Source organism: Nocardiopsis algeriensis, assembly GCF_014203695.1.
Taxonomy (GTDB): Bacteria; Actinomycetota; Actinomycetes; order Streptosporangiales; family Streptosporangiaceae; genus Nocardiopsis; species Nocardiopsis algeriensis.
On the sequence record NZ_JACHJO010000002.1, the window covers coordinates 118,788 to 136,056 of the forward strand.

A 17,269-nucleotide genomic window follows, 5' to 3' on the forward strand; every position below is an offset into this window, starting at 1 on the left:
GAGACCAGCAAAGGGGCGCAATGCGGCTTGATCGTGTCGATGAGCGGATCATCGCGATACTCGGCGCGGACGCGCGGACGAGCTTCGCCGAGATCGGCGGCCGGGTCGGACTCAGCCCCTCCGCGGTCAAGCGCCGTCTGGACCGCCTGGTGGAGTCGGGCGCCGTGCGCGGGTTCACCGTGGTGGTCGAACCGAAGGCCGTCGGATGGACCACCGAGGCCTTCATCGAGCTGTACTGCCGGGCCCGCACCTCTCCCTCCGAGATCCGCCAGGGCCTCGAGGGCTACGCCGAGGTCACCTCCGCCTGTACGGTCACCGGGGACGCGGATGCCGTCGTGCAGGTACGTGCCCGCGACACCCAGCACCTGGAGCAGGTGATCGAGCGCATCGGCGCCGAGCCGTTCGTGGTCCGCACGAAAAGCACCCTCGTGCTGTCGCGGCTGGTCGACCGGCCCGTCCTCGCGGGAGCCTCCGAGGTGTCCGGAAACGGCTGAGCTCCGGGCGCGTGAGGTTCGCTGGCACGCGCCCGGAGCTGCCGGACCCTGCTCCTCGGGTCATTTCGCCGCGCGGCGGCCGGGCTCTCCCCTCCCGTGTCGGAGAAACGACGGGAGGGCCGGCCAGGGGATGAGCACTCCGCCTCGCGGAACTGCCGGATCGGCTTCCCGCAGAGGCGCCTGCTGCGCCGAGAGCGCGAAAGCATCCGAGGAGCAGGGCCCTTGGGGAGGAACCTTGTGGGTTCCTGGTCCGTGGGTCCCGACCTGCAGATCCTAGTTCTCCGGGAGGGCGACCGGCGCCAGCTCGTCGAACAGGTCCCCGGGTCCGGGGTTGAGCGGGTCGGTCGCACCACCCAGGTGGTGCATCACGCCCCAGACCGCGTTGAGGGCGGTCTGCACCGCGCCCTCGGCCCATCCCGCGGTCCACGACACGTCGTCGCCGGCAAGGAACAGGCCGCGGTGGCGCTCGGGGAGCGAGTCCTGCCTGAAGTGGGTGAACAGGCGGCGCTGGTAGCGGTAGTGGCCGGGCAGATTGGCCTTGAAGGCGCCCATGAAGTAGGGCTCGTCCTCCCAGGAGACCGTGACCGGGTCGCCCGTGATGTGGGACCGGATGTCCACACCGGGATAGATCTTGCCGAGCGAGGAGAGCATGACCTCCATGCGCTCTCCGGCCGACAGGGGCAGCCATTTGAGTGCATCGTCACACCAGGTGTAGGACATGCAGATCGCCGCGGGGCCGTCCGGGTCGGGGCCCTCCAGGAGGTAGGTGCCCCGGGTCATCCGGTCGGTCAGGGTCATGCTCATGGTGTCGCGGCCGGTCTCGGGGTCCTTGTCCCGCCAGAACGCGCGGTCCACCGGCACGAACAGCTTCGAGGACTCCATGTAATGGGTGCGCTCGATCGCCGTCCAGTGGTCGATGGGCAGGAGTTCCTCGTCGCAGTCGACCTTGGAGAGCATCATCCAGCTCTGCGCGGTGAACACGGCCGCAGCGTAGGTGCGGGTGGAGCCGGAGGCGTCGGTGACCGTGATGTTCCCCGAGGGGGACCCCGGGGCCGCGGTGCGGCGCAGGGCAGTCACCGCCGGGCGGGGTCCGTCCCCGTGCAGCGAGGCCAGGGTGGTGCCCTGCGCCCAGTGGACGAGCTTGTCGGGGGCGTCCTCCCACAGGCGCAGCGGCAGCTGCTGGACGCCGCCGACGATGCCCATGTGGTCGTCGTCGGCACCTGTGTAGGTGACGCGCAGGATCTCCAGGATGGAGTTGGGGAAGTCGGTGTCCCAGCCTCCGGTTCCGAAGCCCACCTGGCCGAAGATCTCGCGGTGCCGGAAGGAGGAGAAGGCAGGGGATTCGCACAGGAAGCCGTAGAAGGTCTGGTTGTCGAGCCGCTCGACGAGTGCGTTCCAGATCTCCTTCTGGGTGGCCGTGTCGCGCTCCCGGAGGGCTTTCTGCATCCGCGAGTGCTGGGCGCCCTCCTCCAGGGTCCGCTCCCAGGCGCGGGCCACCTCGCGGTAGACCTCGGGAAGGTCGTCCTGGGTGGTGGCGTAGTGGGTCTCGCCCTTGAGGTCGACCACCGTGCTCGGGGCGGCCGGGGAGAGCGGGTTGGGGAAGGGCGCCGCCCTCAGGCCCACGAGGTTCGCGTAGTGCCAGAAGGCGGTGGAGGACGGGGGGAAGCGCATGGCGCCCATCTCGGCGACCACCTCGTCGGGCAGCCCGGGGAAGCGCTCGGTCCGCAGGCGCCCGCCGATCCGGTCCGCCTCGTACACGACCGGCCGCAGGCCCATCTTCATCAGCTCGTAGGCGGTCACGATCCCCGAGAGTCCCCCGCCGATCACGGCGACCTCGGTGCCCAGCCGGTCGGCGGGCACCTGGCCCAGGCCCGCGGGGTGGGCCAGGTAGGCGTCGTAGGGGAACGGGAAGTCCGGACCGCACATGTTCAGCGGCGGTTCCTGCTCCTGCGCGGCACCGGCGGCCGTGGGCACGGCAGAGGTCATGGGGTTCCTCCCGGAGGTGGCTGGGCGAATGTTCTCGGGGCGGCGGAACGGTCAGAGCACGAGGCGCGTGTACACGGCGGGTCGGCGGTCGGCGAGATAGGACTGCTCGCGGCGGGCGCGGGCGACCGCGTCCGGGTCGACGTCGCCGATCAGGAGTTCCTCGCCGGGGCCGGCCCGCAGCGTCTCGGAGCCGTCGGGCGCCACGAGGGTGCTCAGGCCCGCGTAGCGCAGGTCCCCCTCGGTGTCGCAGCGGTTCACGTAGGCCACGTGGATCTGGTTCTCCAGGGCGCGTACGGGCACGACCTGTTCGGGGATCCGGGTGAAGGGCAGCATGAGAGCGGTGGGGACGAGGAGGAGCTCCGTCCCGGCCAGCGCGTGGGCGCGGACCGCCTCGGGGAACTCGACGTCGTAGCAGACGAGCAGGCCCAGGCGCACGCCGCAGAGGTCGGCCTGCACGACCGGCTCGTCGCCGGGGGTGAAGGATTCGCGGTCCAGGTCGCCGAAGAGGTGGGTCTTGCGGTAGGCGGCCAGTCGCTCCCCGGAGGAGTCCACGACCTGGACGGTGTTGTACACCGCCCCGTTCGCCCGCTCGGGGAAGCCGTAGGCCACGGCGATGCCGTTCTCGCGGGCGATGGCGGAGACCGCCTCCGCCAGAGGGCCGTCCGCGGGCTCGGCGAGCCGGGCGGTGGCGGGGCCGATGTTGTAGCCGGTGAGGGACATCTCCGGGCCGGCGATCAGGTCGGCGCCGGCGTCGGCGGCGGCCCGGGCCCGCTCTGCGAGGCGGGACAGGGCGGAAGCGGTGTCGCCGCTGCGGCCGCAGCCCTGGTCCAGGGCCACCCGCAGGGGTCGTCGCGTGTGCACGGCCGTGCCTCCTCTCCCGGGAACGTCGTCGCGGCCGTGTCCACTCTAGGCGGCGAGAACCGTCGGAAAAGTGATCGGAGGACGTGGAACTTTGCGTATTTTCCTGGCTCTGACGTGGTTCTTTGCGTTCCGCGTCTTTCTGTGACCTCTCCCACGGCTCCGGACGCGACGAGGGGCCGGGAAGTCTCCCCCCGGCCCCTCGTCGACGCGGTGTGCGGTCAGACGCGCTCCAAGGCGGAGCGGCGCATGCCGTAGCCGAAGTACACCGCGAAGCCCACCGCGAGCCAGGCCAGGAAGGCCAGCCAGACGCTCAGGGACATGCTGAACATCAGGAAGGCGCAGGCCAGCACACCCAGCACCGGGGTGACCGGGGCACCGGGAACGCGGAAGGCGCGCGGGAGGTCGGGACGGGTCCGGCGCAGCACCAGGACGGCCACGTTGACCAGCGCGAACGCGAAGAGCGTGCCGATGGAGGTGGCGTCGGCGAGCGGGCCCAGCGGCACCAGGGCGGCCAGCACCGCGATGACCAGAGAGGTGACGAGGGTATTAATGCACGGGGTGCCCTTGGCGTCGACCTCGGAGAAGGCCGCGGGGATGAGGCCGTCGCGCGACATCGCGTACAGGATCCGCGTCTGGCTGTAGAGCACCACCAGGACGACGCTGGCCAGGGCCAGAACCGCCCCCGCAGCGAAGACGACCGCCCACACCGGGGTCCCGGTGACCTTGGTCAGGATGCCGGCCAGGGACGTCTCCCCGTCGGCGAAACCGGTCCAGTTGAACGCGCCGACCGCGGCGAACGCCACCAGGCAGTAGATCGCCGTCACCAGGATCATGGAGAACATGATGGCGCGCGGCAGGTCGCGCTGGGGGTTCCTTGCCTCCTCGCTCGCGGTGGAGACCGAGTCGAAGCCGATGTACGAGAAGAACAGGGTGGCGCCCGCGGCGCTGACGCCCGCCATGCCCATCGGCATGAAGGGGGCGAAGTTTCCCTCCTGGACGGCCGTGACCGCGATGGCCACGAACATCACGAGGATGGCGACCTTGACCACCACCATGACCGCGTTGAGCCGGCTGCTCTCCCGCACCCCGCCGAGCAGGGCGAACATCGACAGCAGCACGACCGCGGCGGCGGGCAGGTTGACCAGGCCGCCCTCCATCGGCCCCGCCAGGAGGGCCTGCGGCAGGGACAGTCCGGTGGTGAGGTGGAGCAGCTCGTTGATGTACTCGCCCCAGCCGACGCCCACCGCCGCGACCGAGACGCCGTAGGTGAGCATCAGGCACCAGCCGCACACCCAGGCCATGAACTCGCCGATGGTGGCGTAGCTGTAGGAGTAGGCGGAGCCGGAGGCGGGGATCATGCCGGCCATCTCGGCGTAGGCCAGCGCGGAGAACAGCGCTGTCAGACCCGCGAGCACGAAGGACAGGATGACGGCGGGACCCGCGACGGGGACCGCCTCTCCCAGGACGACGAAGATACCGGTGCCCAGGGTCGCGCCGATCCCGATCATGGACAGCTGCCAGAACCCCATGTGCCGCTGGAGCCCGGTGCCCTCCGCCGCCTGGGTCTCGGCCACGAGCTCCTCCACCGGCTTGCGCCGGGTCAGGCGCTCCCGGATCGCGGGCGCACCTCCCCGGCCCCTGGACGCCGCGGCGTCCGCCGGGGTCTTCTGATCGACCACGTACTGCTCCTCGTCACTGCATGCGGATGCGCCGCGTAGCGGGGATCGCCCGATACGCGGACGCGGACGCCCTCTCGGGGCCAGGCACAGACGGGCATTTTGTGTCTGTATCGACTCAAAAGTGCCCAGAGCAACGTTAATGGTGTTGTGTGGGCAACATGACCACTTTTTCTTGCGCCTCAGGCCCCTGGACGCCGAGAACGTGCACTGTGACGCACACATGCAGCGCCGACGTGAGAGAAGACACAAGGAGAAGAACCGGGACTCGGCACACGCCCGACCGGTGCGGGCGGCCGCGGACACACGAACGGCCGCGCCGAGGCGGCGCGGCCGAGGACGTGCGGGGATCGGGTCAGCCGGCGACGGAGACGGTGGGCTCGCCCGACCCGGCTCCCTCACCCATCTCCTCCGCGATGCGCAGGGCCTCCTCGATGAGGGTCTCCACGATCTTGGACTCGGGGACGGTCTTGATGACCTCGCCCTTGACGAAGATCTGGCCCTTGCCGTTGCCCGAGGCCACGCCCAGGTCGGCGTCGCGTGCCTCGCCGGGGCCGTTGACGACGCAGCCCATGACGGCCACGCGCAGCGGAACGTCCATGCCCTCCAGGCCGGCGGTGACCTCCTCGGCCAGCGTGTAGACGTCCACCTGGGCCCGGCCGCAGCTGGGGCAGGAGACGATCTCCAGGCCGCGCTCGCGCAGGCCGAGCGACTCCAGGATCTGGTTGCCCACCTTGATCTCCTCGGACGGAGGCGCGGAGAGGGAGACCCGGATGGTGTCGCCGATGCCCTCGGAGAGCAGGGCGCCGAAGGCCACCGCCGACTTGATGGTGCCCTGGAACGCGGGGCCGGCCTCGGTCACACCCAGGTGCAGCGGGTAGTCGCAGGCCGAGGCCAGCTGCCGGTAGGCGTTGACCATCACGACCGGGTCGTTGTGCTTGACCGAGATCTTGATGTCGCGGAAACCGTGCTCCTCGAACAGGGAGCACTCCCACAGGGCCGACTCCACGAGCGCCTCGGGCGTGGCCTTGCCGTACTTGGCGAGCAGGCGCTTGTCGAGCGACCCTGCGTTGACGCCGATGCGGATGGGGGTGCCCGCGTCCCCGGCCGCCTTGGCGATCTCCTTGACCTGGTCGTCGAACTTCTTGATGTTGCCCGGGTTGACGCGCACCGCCGCGCACCCGGCATCGATCGCCGCGTACACGTACTTGGGCTGGAAGTGGATGTCGGCGATCACCGGGATCTGCGACTTCTTCGCGATGACCGCCAGCGCCTCGGCGTCGTCGTTGGTGGGCACGGCCACCCGGACGATCTGGCATCCCGCCGCGGTGAGCTCGGCGATCTGCTGGAGGGTGGCGTTGATGTCGGAGGTACGGGTGGTCGTCATCGACTGCACGGACACCGGGGCGTCACCGCCCACAGGAACGTTGCCGACCATGATCTGCCGGGACTTGCGCCGGGTCGCCAGCGGGCGCGGCGGGGTGGCGGGGATACCGAGATCGACGGTCACGCTTGATTCACCTCGTCTGCCGCCGGGGAAGGGGGCGGCACTTGAATTCGTCCGTTTTCGGGAAGGCGTCCGGCGGTACAGCGCACGGTGCCGCGATCGGGGAGCACCGGCTCGGCGGGGCTCGCCGCCGTTCCCGGGTCGCGAGCCCAGGTTACCTGGAGCGGGGACGGTCCCCGGCACCCCGGAGCTCCCCGGCCGGGAGGCGGGGCCGCCTCCCGGCCGGGGCTCAGCCGAACAGCCGAACCGGGTTGAAGACGTCGGCGACCAGCAGGACGACGCTGAACACCAGGAAGCACGCCACCACGACGTAGGCGACGGGCGTCAGCATCGCCACGTCCACCGGGGCCGGCTCGGGCCTGCGGGCCAGCTTGGCCCAGCCGCGCTTGATCCACTCCCAGATCGCACCGACCATGTGCCCGCCGTCCAGGGGCAGGATCGGCAGCATGTTGAAGGCGAACAGGAAGAGGTTCACCCCGGCCAGCATCTGGATCATGATCGACGCGGTGTCGGCGATCGGCAGACCCTGGGCCATGATCTCGCCGCCGATGCGGGAGATGCCGACGATGCCCACCGGGGAGTCGGCCGTGCGCTCCTCGCCGAGGAAGGCGGCGGCGAACACGCCGGGGACCTTGGCCGGCAGTCCGACGAGCGCCTCGCCCACGCCGACCATCATGGCGCCCATCTCCTCGGCGGACTCGCCGAGGGTGAGCGGGGCGCGCTCGGTGGCGAAGATGATGCCGAGGAAGCCCACCGTCTCCATCCTGTGGACGGGCAGGCCCTGCTCGTCCACGACCTCGTCGCCGTCCTCGTCGGTCTCGTAGAGGAAGTCGCCCTCGGCGTCGCGGGCGGGGAGCTCGTTCTCGATGATGTCGACGCTCTCGGCCACGCGCTCGCCGTCGCGCTCGACGACGATCTCGGTGGGCCCCATCGAGCCGCGGATGGCCTGGTTCGCGGTGTTCCAGTCGGGGGTGGGCACGCCGCCCACCTCCACGATGACGTCCCCGGGCCGCAGACCCGCCTCGGCCGCGGGGGTCTGCGGGAGTCCCTCGCAGGAGGTGGCGCCGCTGTCGGCGGGCGCCACACACTCGTTGACGGCGCCGATCTGCGTGGTCTGCTGGGGCACGCCGATACCCATGAACAGCACGCCCAGCAGGATCGCGGCCAGGACGACGTTCATGCCGGGCCCGGCGAACATCACGATGAGCCGCTTCCACGGGGCCCGCTGGTAGAACTGCCGGTCCTGGTCCTCGGGCGAGAGCTCGACGTAGGAGGCCTCGCGGGCGTCCTCGGCCATGGCGCGCCAGCGGGAGAGCTTGCGCCCGCTATCGTCGCTCCGGCGCGAGGGCGGCATCATGCCCACCATGCGGACATAACCGCCCAGCGGGACGGCTTTGATGCCGTACTCGGTGTCACCCCGGCGGAACGACCACAGGGTCTTGCCGAAGCCCACCATGTACTCGGTGCACTTGACACCGAACATCTTGGCGGTGGCGAGGTGGCCGAGTTCGTGCCAGGCGATCGAGAACAGCAGACCGAGAACGAACAGGGCGATCCCGACCACGGTCAGCAGCAGGACCATGCATCTCTCCTCAAACCGGTGTCAGGCCTGGCGGCGTGCGACCAGCTCACGCGCCCGTGTACGGGCCCAGCCGTCGGCGGCGTACACGTCGTCGAGGCTCAGCTCCTGTCCGGACGCCCCACCGGGGCGGTCCGTCCGCTGGTGTTCCGAGACTACCCGCGACACGGTGTCCATGATGGCCGGGAAAGCGAGGTTTCCCTGGAGGAAGGCGTCGACGGCCTCCTCGTTGGCCGCGTTGTAGACGGCGGGCGCGGTACCGCCCGCGGCACCGACCTCGCACGCCAATCGGACCGCGGGAAAGGCCTCGTGGTCCAGCGGCTCGAAGGTCCAGTTCTGGGCCCGGGTCCAGTCCAGGCCGGGTGCGGCGTCGGGGACGCGGTCGGGTGCGCCGAGCCCGTAGGCGATGGGGATCATCATGCTGGGCGGACTGGCCTTGGCGATGGTGGAGCCGTCGACGTACTCCACCATGGAGTGGACGATCGACTGCGGGTGCACGACCACGTCGATCTTGTCGAAGGGCATGTCGAACAGCAGGCTGGCCTCGATGACCTCCAGCCCCTTGTTGACCAGGGTGGCGGAGTTGACGGTGATGACGGGGCCCATGCTCCACGTGGGGTGGTCGAGCGCCTCGGCGGGGGTGACACCGGCCAGCTCGTCCCGGCTCCGGCCCCGGAAGGGACCGCCGCTGGCGGTGACGACGAGGCGGCGCACCTCTTCCCTTCGCGCCCTCACGTGCCCCTGGGCGAGGCCGGTGAGCTCGTCCCCGGGCAGGTGGGGGAAGCACTGGGCGATGGCGAAGTGCTCGGAGTCGACGGGGACGATCTGACCGGGGCGGGCGAGAGCGCGTACGAGGGGCCCGCCGATGATGAGGGACTCCTTGTTGGCCAGGGCGAGGGAGGTGCCCGCCCGCAGGGCGGCGAGGGTGGATTCCAGGCCGAGGGCACCGGTGATGCCGTTGAGCACCACGTCGCAGGCGCTCCCGGCGAGCTCGGCCACGCCCCCGGGGCCGGGCAGGACGGCGGCGCGGCTCCCGTGCGCCGCGAGGGCACGCGACAGTTCGGCGGCCCGGTCCGGGTCGGCGACGGCGACGAGGGGTACGTCGAACTCGGCCGCCTGCTTGGCGAGCAGGTCCACCCGTCCGCCACCGGCGGCCAGGCCCGCCACCCGGAAGCGGCGGGGGTTGCGCTGGACGATGTCGAGGGCCTGGGTCCCGATCGATCCGGTCGACCCGAGGATCACTACGCTTCGCTGCTGTTCTTCTCGCACGCCCCCATTGTCCCGCACCGGGCGGGTGGCCGCCGGGGCCTGTGGACGATGCCCCGCGGCCCCCTCCGCCCGCCCGGTCTTTACAACCGGTCGCGCCTCGCCTACGTTTTACTCGCAAGTAAGTTACCTCACAGTTAAATACGTGCTGCTGCCCGGTGAGGCCGAACACCGGGCCCTCCGATGGCGTGGAGGCGCGACCCCCATCGGAAACCTCCTGTTCCCCCGCTCATCCGAGGTTCCCGAGAGAATGCGTTCGAAGACCCCCCGGGCCGCCGAGGCCCCCCGGCACGGACGGCTGGTGCGCCTGCTCTCAGGCGCGGCGGCAGCCGTGCTCGCATCGGTACTGCTCACCCCCGCCCCGGCGGCGGCCGCCATCGGCGCCACCGTCAGCCGGGAGACGATCACCAGCCACGACGGCACCCGGCTCCAGGCCAAGGTGATCACCCCCACCGGCACGGAGGGGCCCCACCCCCTCCTGGTGATGCCCTCCGCGTGGGGTACCAACAACCTGCTCTACGTGGGCGCGGGCGCCAAGCTCGCCCTCGAGTCCGGCTACCAGGTCGTCACCTACACCTCGCGCGGCTTCTACGACTCCGGCGGCGAGATCGAGATCGCCGGCCCCGAGGACCGCGCCGACGCCAGTGCCGTCATCGACTGGGCCCTGGAGAACACCGACGCCGACCCCGAGAAGATCGGCATGGCCGGTATCTCCTACGGCGCCGGCATCAGCCTGCTGACCGCGGCCGAGGACGACCGCGTCAAGGCGGTCGCCGCACTCAGCGGCTGGGCCGACCTGGAGGTCTCCCTGCTGCCCAACCAGACCGCCACCGCGCAGTCGATCGAGGTGCTCCTGTTCTCGGGCGGCCTCCTCGGCAACAAGGGCGAGACCCTGACCCGTGTGGAGGAGGGCTACCGCAGCGGCGACTTCGGGCCCGCCCTGGAGATCGCCCCCGACCGCTCGGCCGCCACCAAGGTGGACCGGATCAACGACAACGGCACCGCCGTGATGATCGGCCACGCCTGGAACGACGGCTTCTTCCCCGCCGGTCACCTCGCCGACTTCTACGAGGAGCTCGAAGGGCCCAAGCGCCTGATGCTCGCGCCCGGCGACCACGCCACCCGCGACGCCTTCGGCGCGCTCGGCCTGCCCGACGAGGTGTGGGCGTCGGTCGGCGACTGGTTCGACCACCACCTCCGGGGCGAGGCCAACGGCGTCGACACCGAGGACCCGGTGCACGTCAAGCCCAACAACGGCCGCGGCGGCTGGACCTCGCACGCCGACTGGCCCTCGGTGACCGGCAGCACCCAGGATCTCTACCTCGACAGGCCCAGCACCAGCTGGCTGCGCTGGCAGAGCCAGGGCGCGATGGGAGCGGAGCCCGCCACCGGCTGGAACTACGGTTTCCGCACCGGTGTCAACACGGCCGCCGAGAGCGGCACCGTGCTCCTGTCCGGCGCGCTGCAGCAGTTCTTCGACGTGCCCACCGGGGTCCGCCTCCCCCTGATCGACCGCTACCGGGCGGCCGTGTGGACGAGCGAGCCCTACCCGAACGGGGCGCGGGTGGCGGGTACACCGGAGGCGACCTTCACGGTCACCCCGACCACCGAGGACCAGTCGGTGTTCGTGTACCTGTTCGCGGTCGACGGCAACGGCACCGGCGCCCTGGTCTCCCACGCGCCCTACACCCTGCGCGGCGCGACCCCGGGCGAGCCCGTGACGGTCACCACCGAGCTCGGGTCCGTGGTGTGGGACGTCCCGGCCGGTCACCGGCTGGCCGTCGTGGTGGACAGCAGGGACGCCCGGTACCAGAACGAGAGCGAGATCGGGGACCGGGTCACGGTCTCCTCCCCCGAGGAGGAGCCCTCCAGGATCACCATCCCGCTCGCCTGATCGGCCGCCCGCACGGCACTACTCCCGCAGCGCCGCGCGGACGGTCCGGGCCGCCTCCGGTTCCCCCCACCGGAGGCGGCCCTCCCCTTGTGCCGGGTCCTCACACACCCTCCACCCCGCCAACCGAAAGTACCCGAGCGGATACAGGGAGTGTGCAAGGATTCGGGCATGATCTCGTCCACCGCACACAAGATCCTCGCTCCCCTGGCCGCCGCCGCGCTCGTCGCCGGGGGGACGGTCCTCCTCGACCGCGCGGAGGGGCCCGCGCAGGCCCTGCACACGGCGAGCGTCCGCACCGCGCCGGGCAGCGGGGAGCCGCACCAGGAGGGTGTCGCGCACCAGGCCGCCGCCGTCACCGAGGAGCAGGACCGTGCCGTCCTGGACTACTGGACACTCGAGAGGATGGCCGCGGCCCGGCCCGTCAGCAGCCTCCTGGAGGGCGCCCCGACCGCCGATCCGCCCGCGGCCGCCTCCCAGGCGGCACCGCGGGCCGACAGCCCCGGCGCACCCTGGAGCGCGGGAGGCCGGGTCGTGCGGACCACCGGCAAGGTCTACCTGACCATGGACGGCACCGACCTCACCTGCACCGCCTCCGTGGTGGACGCGCGCAACAGGAGCACGCTGATCACCGCGGGGCACTGCGTCAAGGACGGCCGCGGCTCGTGGGCGCGCAACTGGACCTTCGTCCCCGCGTACGCGGACGGGGAGACCCCCCACGGCCGCTACACCGCGCGCGACCTGCTGGTCCCACCGCAGTGGTCGCGCGATGCCGACGACAGCTACGACTTCGCGATGGCGGTGCTCAACACCGACGGCGGCACCCCTGTGCAGGACCGGGTCGGCGCGCAGCAGATCTCCTTCAGCACCTGGACCGCGGACCGGGTGCGCGAAGGGGTGCAGGTCTACGCGTTCGGCTATCCGGCCGTTCCCCCCTACGACGGCAGTGCACTGCACTACTGCTCGGGTCGGACCCGGGCCGACAGCGGCGGCACCACGGCCAACGGGATGCGCTGCGACATGACCCAGGGCTCCAGCGGCGGCCCCTGGTTCACCGGCTTCGACACGGGGACCGGCACGGGCACGATCGCCTCGGTGGTCAGTTTCAAGTACGAGGACGACAGCCGCACCCAGTACGGCCCCCGCCTGGGGGCACAGGCGCGCGAGCTGTACGAGAGCGCCGCCGCCCTCTGACCGGGCCCGGAACGCGGAACGGCGGCGCCGAGGGCGCCGCCGTTCCCCGACCGGGATGTCACAGGTCGATGCCGGTGATCACCATGACCCGCTCGTGGGTGAGGTCGGTCATCGCCGCGCGCACGCCCTCGCGGCCCACACCCGACTTCTTGACGCCGCCGTAGGGCATCTGGTCGGCGCGGAAGCTGGGCACGTCGCCGATCACCACGCCACCGACCTCCAGCTCGCGGTGGGCCCGGAAGGCGGTGGGCAGGTCGCGGGTGAACACGCCCGCCTGGAGGCCGAAGTCGCTGTCGTTGACAGCGGCGAACGCGGCGTCGGTGTCGGCGACGCGCTGCAGGACCAGCACCGGGCCGAACACCTCCTGGCGCAGCACCTTGGAGTCCGCGGGCGCGTCGGCGATCACCGTCGGCGCGACGGTCACTCCCTCGCGGGTGCCGCCGGTGAGCACGCGCGCGCCGGCCGCGACGGCCTCGTCGATCCAGGACTGGACGCGCTCGGCGGCGGCCTCGTCCACCAGCGGCCCGACCACGGTCTCGGGGTCGGCCGGGTCCCCGGTCGCCAGGGCCTCCACGGCCTCGACCAGGCGCGGCACGAAGGTGTCGTACACCGCGTCGGTGACGACGACGCGCTGCACCCCGATGCAGACCTGGCCCGCCTGGTTGTTGCCGAACAGGGCCACCCGCTGGGCGGCCCAGTCCAGATCGGCGTCGTCGAGCACGACGGCGGCGGCGTTTCCGCCCAGTTCCAGGGTGACGTGCTTGTGCGGGACCCGGCGCTGGATCTCCCAGCCGAAGGCGCCGCCGGTGAAGGAGACGACGGGAAGGCGCTCGTCGGCGATGAGGGAGGCGGCCTGCTCGTTGGGCACGGGCAGGATCGACACCATGCCGCCGGGCAGGTCGGTCTCGGCGATGATCTCGCCCAGCAGAAGGGCGGTGATCGGCGTGGCCGGGGCGGGCTTGAGGACGACGGGAGCGCCGACCGCGATCGCCGGGGCGACCTTGTGGGCGACCAGGTTGAGCGGGAAGTTGAAGGGCGAGATGCCGAGGACCGGGCCCTTGGGGACGCGCCGCACCAGGGCCATGCGACCGGTGCCGCCGGCGTCGGTGTCCAGGCGCTGGAGCTCACCGCTGTCGCGGCGCGCCTCCTCCGCGGCCCAGCGGAACACCGACACGGCGCGGGCCGCCTCGACCCTGGCCCACTTGAGGGGCTTGCCGCTCTCCGCGGTGATGGTCCGGGCGATCTCCTCGGCGCGCTCACCGATCCTGCGGGAGATGTGGTCGAGCGCGGCCGCCTTGACGTGGGCGGGCAGGGCCGCGGCCTCGGCTGCGACCGCGTGGGCAGCGGCGACGGCCCGCTCGACCTGCTCCGCGGTGGGGACGGAGACCCGGCCCACGGCCTCGCCGGTGTAGGGGTTGACGACGGTGGTTTCGGTGTCGCCGGTCGCGGCGGTGCCGGCCAGCCAGAACGAGTACGTGGACATGGGAGCGACGCTAGTGCCGCGGAGCGCACACCCGCTTTGTCCACCGTTGCCAAGCAGGCCGCACGGCTTAGCCATCATGGAGCACTGCGAACAGAACCGGCACCGGGAACGGGGCAGGACGGGATCTTCCGCCAACCGACTGGCGCTGGGAGATGACTTCATACACAGTGGTGATGAGGCCTCTGCCCTGCTCGGACGGAGCCTCTGGCCGACCGCCGACGGGAGCCGGGGAGTGCTCATTGCCGCTTGTCTACCGCACGCTCGTGTCGGTTCCCGAGAACGGGGGCGACCTGGTCCCCGCCGTCTCGGCCGTGCTGTCCCGGTGGCTGAGCAAGCGGGGCAATTCGGGCGCGCGTGTGGACTTCTCCTCCTCGGGCCGCCATGAGCTGAGCAACCGCTCGTGCGCCCTGGTGGTGCGGCACGACAACACCGAGGAGGGCCTGTCCTTCCTGCGGCTGACCACGGAGTCCGAGAAACCGGACGGGGTGTGGCGCACCTCCGTCACCGTGGTGGTCGATCCCGAGCTGTCACCGTGGCGGTACGTCTGGCTGGACATGGCGGTCGAACCCGTTCCCCTCCTCCCCGAGCAGCCCAAGGTCGACGTCATGCCTCCCGAGGCCGCCCGCATGCTGCTGGACGCGCTGCCCGCGCACGACGGCGGCCATCCCCTGCCCTCGGGACCGCGCATCGTGCGCGGACGCGACGACGCCCTCGTGGACGCCCTGGTCGCGACGGTCCGCGATCCCGGGCGGAGGCTGGCGGTCCTGGCCACCGGGGCGCCCAAGGACGTCACCGTCGCCGACTGGCGCGGCGCCATGGCCGCGGCACTGTCGCGATGCACCGGCATGTGCGCCGTCTACGTGCTCGACGCCGCGGCCCGGGGCAAGGTCGCCGAACGCCTTCCCCCGGGGCTGGACGTCCCGGCCGGAGGAGTGCGCACCTTCTTACCCGGGGTGGAGGACGAGGACGACGGCTCGCGGCATCCGCGCATGAACCCTTCCACCCTGGACACCGCCAGGGAGGGCGAGCACATCCGCAACTGGGTGGGGGCCGCACTCTCGCGCCGGGTCAGGGACAACGCGCTGGCGATCCGGCTGCCCGAGCCCCTCCAGGCGGTGGACGCGCTGCTGTCGGAGGAGACCGAGGACCTGCTGGCGTCGGCTCCCCCGCCGAGCCGGGACACCCCGGTCGCGCCCGGGGCCGACCCCGCAGCCGAGATCGCGGCCGCCCAGGAGCGCGAGGCGCTGGAACTGCAGATCCGGCGCCTGAGGGAGGAGGTCACCCGGCTCGGGAGCCAGGTCAAGGAACTCTCGGAGGAACGCCAGGAGCTGCTGGCCGAGACCGCCGACCTCACCGAGGAGCTGGGCGCCACCCGGGAGCAGCTGAACAGCGCCCGGTACGAGGCCCGGTGGCTGCGCGGACAGGCGCGCGACGCCGGGCTGTTCCGACTGGCCGCCGCACCCGCGCCGACCGACCCCCGGCGCAGGCCTCCGCAGGACGTGCCGGAACTGCTGGAGCACATCACCGACGGCACAGGGCTGCCGTACCTGTACTTCACCATCGACGCCCAGGAGGTGTACGAGCTCTCCGAGAGCCGCAAGGAGTCCCTGTGGGTCACGCGTGCCTGGGAGGCCCTGCTCGCCCTCAACGACTACGCGCGCTACCAGTTCGACCACCCCGACCGCGGGCTGGGCTTCCACTCCTACCTGCGGGAGAACCCGGACGGGTACCGGGTGATCCCGATCAAGCGCCTGGCGTCGCAGGAGTCCGACCACGTGCGCAACCGGGGAAAGCTCAGCGAGAAGCGCGTGTTCCGGGTGCCGGAGGAGGTGGCGCCCGGCGGCCGGGTGCCGATGTACGCGCACATCAAGCTCGACATCGAGTACGGCATCTGCCCGCGGCTGTACTTCTACCCGCATCTGGGCCCGGGCACCACCAACCGCGTCTACGTCGGCTATCTGGGCCGGCACCTGCCCGTGCAGCAGACGAACTGAGCGCGCGTACCCTGGTGGCCGTGACGGCAACAGGTACCAGGACCCCGGCCGTGCTGGCCGAGGGCGAGTGGCGGGAGCGGGCGCATCGGCACGGCAGGAGGGTCGACGCCCTGGTCGGCGGACACCTGCGCAGGCGGCGCGCGGGCGAGCGCCACCCGGTGGAGGACTTCCTGTTCACCTACTACAACCTCAAGCCCGCACAGCTGCGGCGCTGGCACCCGGGGGCCGGCACGGTCCTGCTCGGCGCGCACGAGCGGCTGTCGGAGCGCTTCTACACGGAGCTTCCGGGCGGCGCCGTGGGCCTGGACACCGAGGCGTTCCTGGCGGCGCGGCCGGTGGTGGACTTCGTGGAGCGGCTGCTGACGGCGGTCTCCTCCCGCCCGGCGCACCTGGGCTGCTTCGGGTTGCACGAGTGGGCGATGGTGTACCGGACCGACCGGGTGCGGCACGGCCAGGTCCCGCTGCGGCTGGGCCAGGAGGGCACCGACCGGGTGGTGGAGTCACATCGGATCGCCTGCTCGCACTTCGACGCGTTCCGCTTCTTCACCGACGCGGCCCGTCCGCGCAACACGCTCCGCCCCACCCGGGAGACCCAGGTGGAGATGGACCAGCCGGGCTGCCTGCACGCCAACATGGACCTGTACAAGTGGGCGTACAAGCTGGCCCCGGCGGTGCCCTCGGAGCTGGTGGCGGACTGCTTCGAGCTGTCCCGCGACATCCGGGTCCTGGACATGCGGGCCTCCCCCTACGACCTCCGGGCCTGGGGGTACGAACCGGTCCCGATCGAGACCGCGGAGGGCAAGGCGCGGTACATGGAGGCGCAGAGCGGCTTCGCCGAGCGCGGCGCGGAGCTGCGCGAGCGGCTCCTGGAGGCCTGCCGCGCCCTGCGGAACACCTGAACGTACCGGCCGGGGCGTCGGCTCCGCCGTTACGGCGAGAGGGCCCGAGGAACACGGCCTACAACGCACCGCCGGAGAAGCCGGAGAAGCGGTGGCGGTTGTCGGCCACCCAGCGGTAGGCCCGGCGGTTGAGCGCACGCAGCAGCGGCAGGCGCATGAGCCGCCCCGCCGGGCGCACCAGGGGCCGGGCCCGGAGCAGCAGCTCGGCGACGGCGTCCCCGCCCCGGAAGCGGCGGCCGTCGGGAAGGACCATCCACGCCGCCTCCCGGGTCTGCCCGGGCGAGAGGCCCACCGAGTCCAGGTCGAAGTCCTGCCAGGCGGTGAATTGCGACCGCGCCCGCAACCGGTCCCGCGCGAAGGCCACCGACCTCTTGCAGAAACCGCAGTCGGCGTCGTACAGGAACACCCCGGAGGCGGGGACCGCGCTCGTGCTCATGGG

13 protein-coding genes are annotated in these 17,269 nt (G+C 71.6%); 5 read left to right on the top strand and 8 right to left on the bottom strand.

Annotated features, from left to right (window positions below; translation table 11 throughout):
• The first annotated feature begins 20 nt into the window (after positions 1 to 20).
• Complete coding sequence (locus tag FHS13_RS02855) at positions 21 to 494, top strand: Lrp/AsnC family transcriptional regulator (protein WP_184287020.1); 474 nt, start codon at positions 21 to 23, stop codon at positions 492 to 494.
• 273 nt (positions 495 to 767) lie between these two features.
• On the opposite strand, the gene FHS13_RS02860 is transcribed toward FHS13_RS02855, so the two are convergent.
• The 6 genes from FHS13_RS02860 to dxr all read right to left on the bottom strand — a co-directional run bounded on the left by FHS13_RS02860 (position 768) and on the right by dxr (position 9,345).
• Entirely contained in the window at positions 768 to 2,480 is a 1,713-nt protein-coding gene (locus tag FHS13_RS02860) for a flavin monoamine oxidase family protein (RefSeq protein ID WP_184287023.1), read from the bottom strand.
• A 51-nt stretch (positions 2,481 to 2,531) separates the two neighbouring features.
• Positions 2,532 to 3,341 (bottom strand): nitrilase-related carbon-nitrogen hydrolase, encoded by an 810-nt coding sequence (locus FHS13_RS02865; protein ID WP_184287026.1) that lies wholly within the window; start codon positions 3,339 to 3,341, stop codon positions 2,532 to 2,534.
• Between the two features lie 218 nt (positions 3,342 to 3,559).
• Entirely contained in the window at positions 3,560 to 5,020 is a 1,461-nt protein-coding gene (locus FHS13_RS02870) for an amino acid permease (RefSeq protein WP_184287029.1), read from the bottom strand.
• Positions 5,021 to 5,372: 352 nt separating this feature from the next.
• Positions 5,373 to 6,527, bottom strand: coding sequence for a flavodoxin-dependent (E)-4-hydroxy-3-methylbut-2-enyl-diphosphate synthase (ispG, locus tag FHS13_RS02875; protein ID WP_184287032.1), 1,155 nt, complete (start codon positions 6,525 to 6,527; stop codon positions 5,373 to 5,375).
• A 226-nt stretch (positions 6,528 to 6,753) separates the two neighbouring features.
• Positions 6,754 to 8,106, bottom strand: a complete 1,353-nt coding sequence (locus FHS13_RS02880; RefSeq protein WP_184287035.1) for a M50 family metallopeptidase — start codon at positions 8,104 to 8,106, stop codon at positions 6,754 to 6,756.
• 21 nt (positions 8,107 to 8,127) lie between these two features.
• Positions 8,128 to 9,345: a 1-deoxy-D-xylulose-5-phosphate reductoisomerase gene (gene dxr, locus FHS13_RS02885; RefSeq protein WP_343064897.1), complete on the bottom strand. Its 1,218-nt coding sequence runs from the start codon at positions 9,343 to 9,345 to the stop codon at positions 8,128 to 8,130.
• Positions 9,346 to 9,619: 274 nt separating this feature from the next.
• On the opposite strand from dxr, the gene FHS13_RS02890 reads away from it, so the two are divergent.
• Both FHS13_RS02890 and FHS13_RS02895 read left to right on the top strand, forming a co-directional pair.
• Positions 9,620 to 11,263: a CocE/NonD family hydrolase gene (locus FHS13_RS02890; RefSeq protein ID WP_184287041.1), complete on the top strand. Its 1,644-nt coding sequence runs from the start codon at positions 9,620 to 9,622 to the stop codon at positions 11,261 to 11,263.
• A 168-nt stretch (positions 11,264 to 11,431) separates the two neighbouring features.
• Entirely contained in the window at positions 11,432 to 12,454 is a 1,023-nt protein-coding gene (locus tag FHS13_RS02895; RefSeq protein WP_184287045.1) for a trypsin-like serine peptidase, read from the top strand.
• 58 nt (positions 12,455 to 12,512) lie between these two features.
• Here FHS13_RS02895 and FHS13_RS02900 read toward each other — a convergent pair whose 3' ends face one another.
• Positions 12,513 to 13,937, bottom strand: coding sequence for an aldehyde dehydrogenase family protein (locus FHS13_RS02900; protein ID WP_184287048.1), 1,425 nt, complete (start codon positions 13,935 to 13,937; stop codon positions 12,513 to 12,515).
• 239 nt (positions 13,938 to 14,176) lie between these two features.
• Between FHS13_RS02900 and FHS13_RS02905 the strand changes: the two genes are divergently transcribed.
• Both FHS13_RS02905 and FHS13_RS02910 read left to right on the top strand, forming a co-directional pair.
• Positions 14,177 to 15,931, top strand: a complete 1,755-nt coding sequence (locus tag FHS13_RS02905) for a hypothetical protein (protein ID WP_184287051.1) — start codon at positions 14,177 to 14,179, stop codon at positions 15,929 to 15,931.
• Positions 15,932 to 15,951: 20 nt separating this feature from the next.
• Positions 15,952 to 16,830, top strand: coding sequence for a 3-methyladenine DNA glycosylase (locus tag FHS13_RS02910; protein WP_343064880.1), 879 nt, complete (start codon positions 15,952 to 15,954; stop codon positions 16,828 to 16,830).
• 58 nt (positions 16,831 to 16,888) lie between these two features.
• Here the strand turns inward: FHS13_RS02910 and FHS13_RS02915 are convergent, their stop codons facing one another.
• Positions 16,889 to 17,266 carry a thiol-disulfide oxidoreductase DCC family protein gene (locus FHS13_RS02915; RefSeq protein ID WP_184287054.1) on the bottom strand — a complete coding sequence of 126 codons (378 nt, stop codon included), beginning with the start codon at positions 17,264 to 17,266 and terminating at the stop codon, positions 16,889 to 16,891.
• Between the last annotated feature and the right edge of the window lie 3 nt (positions 17,267 to 17,269).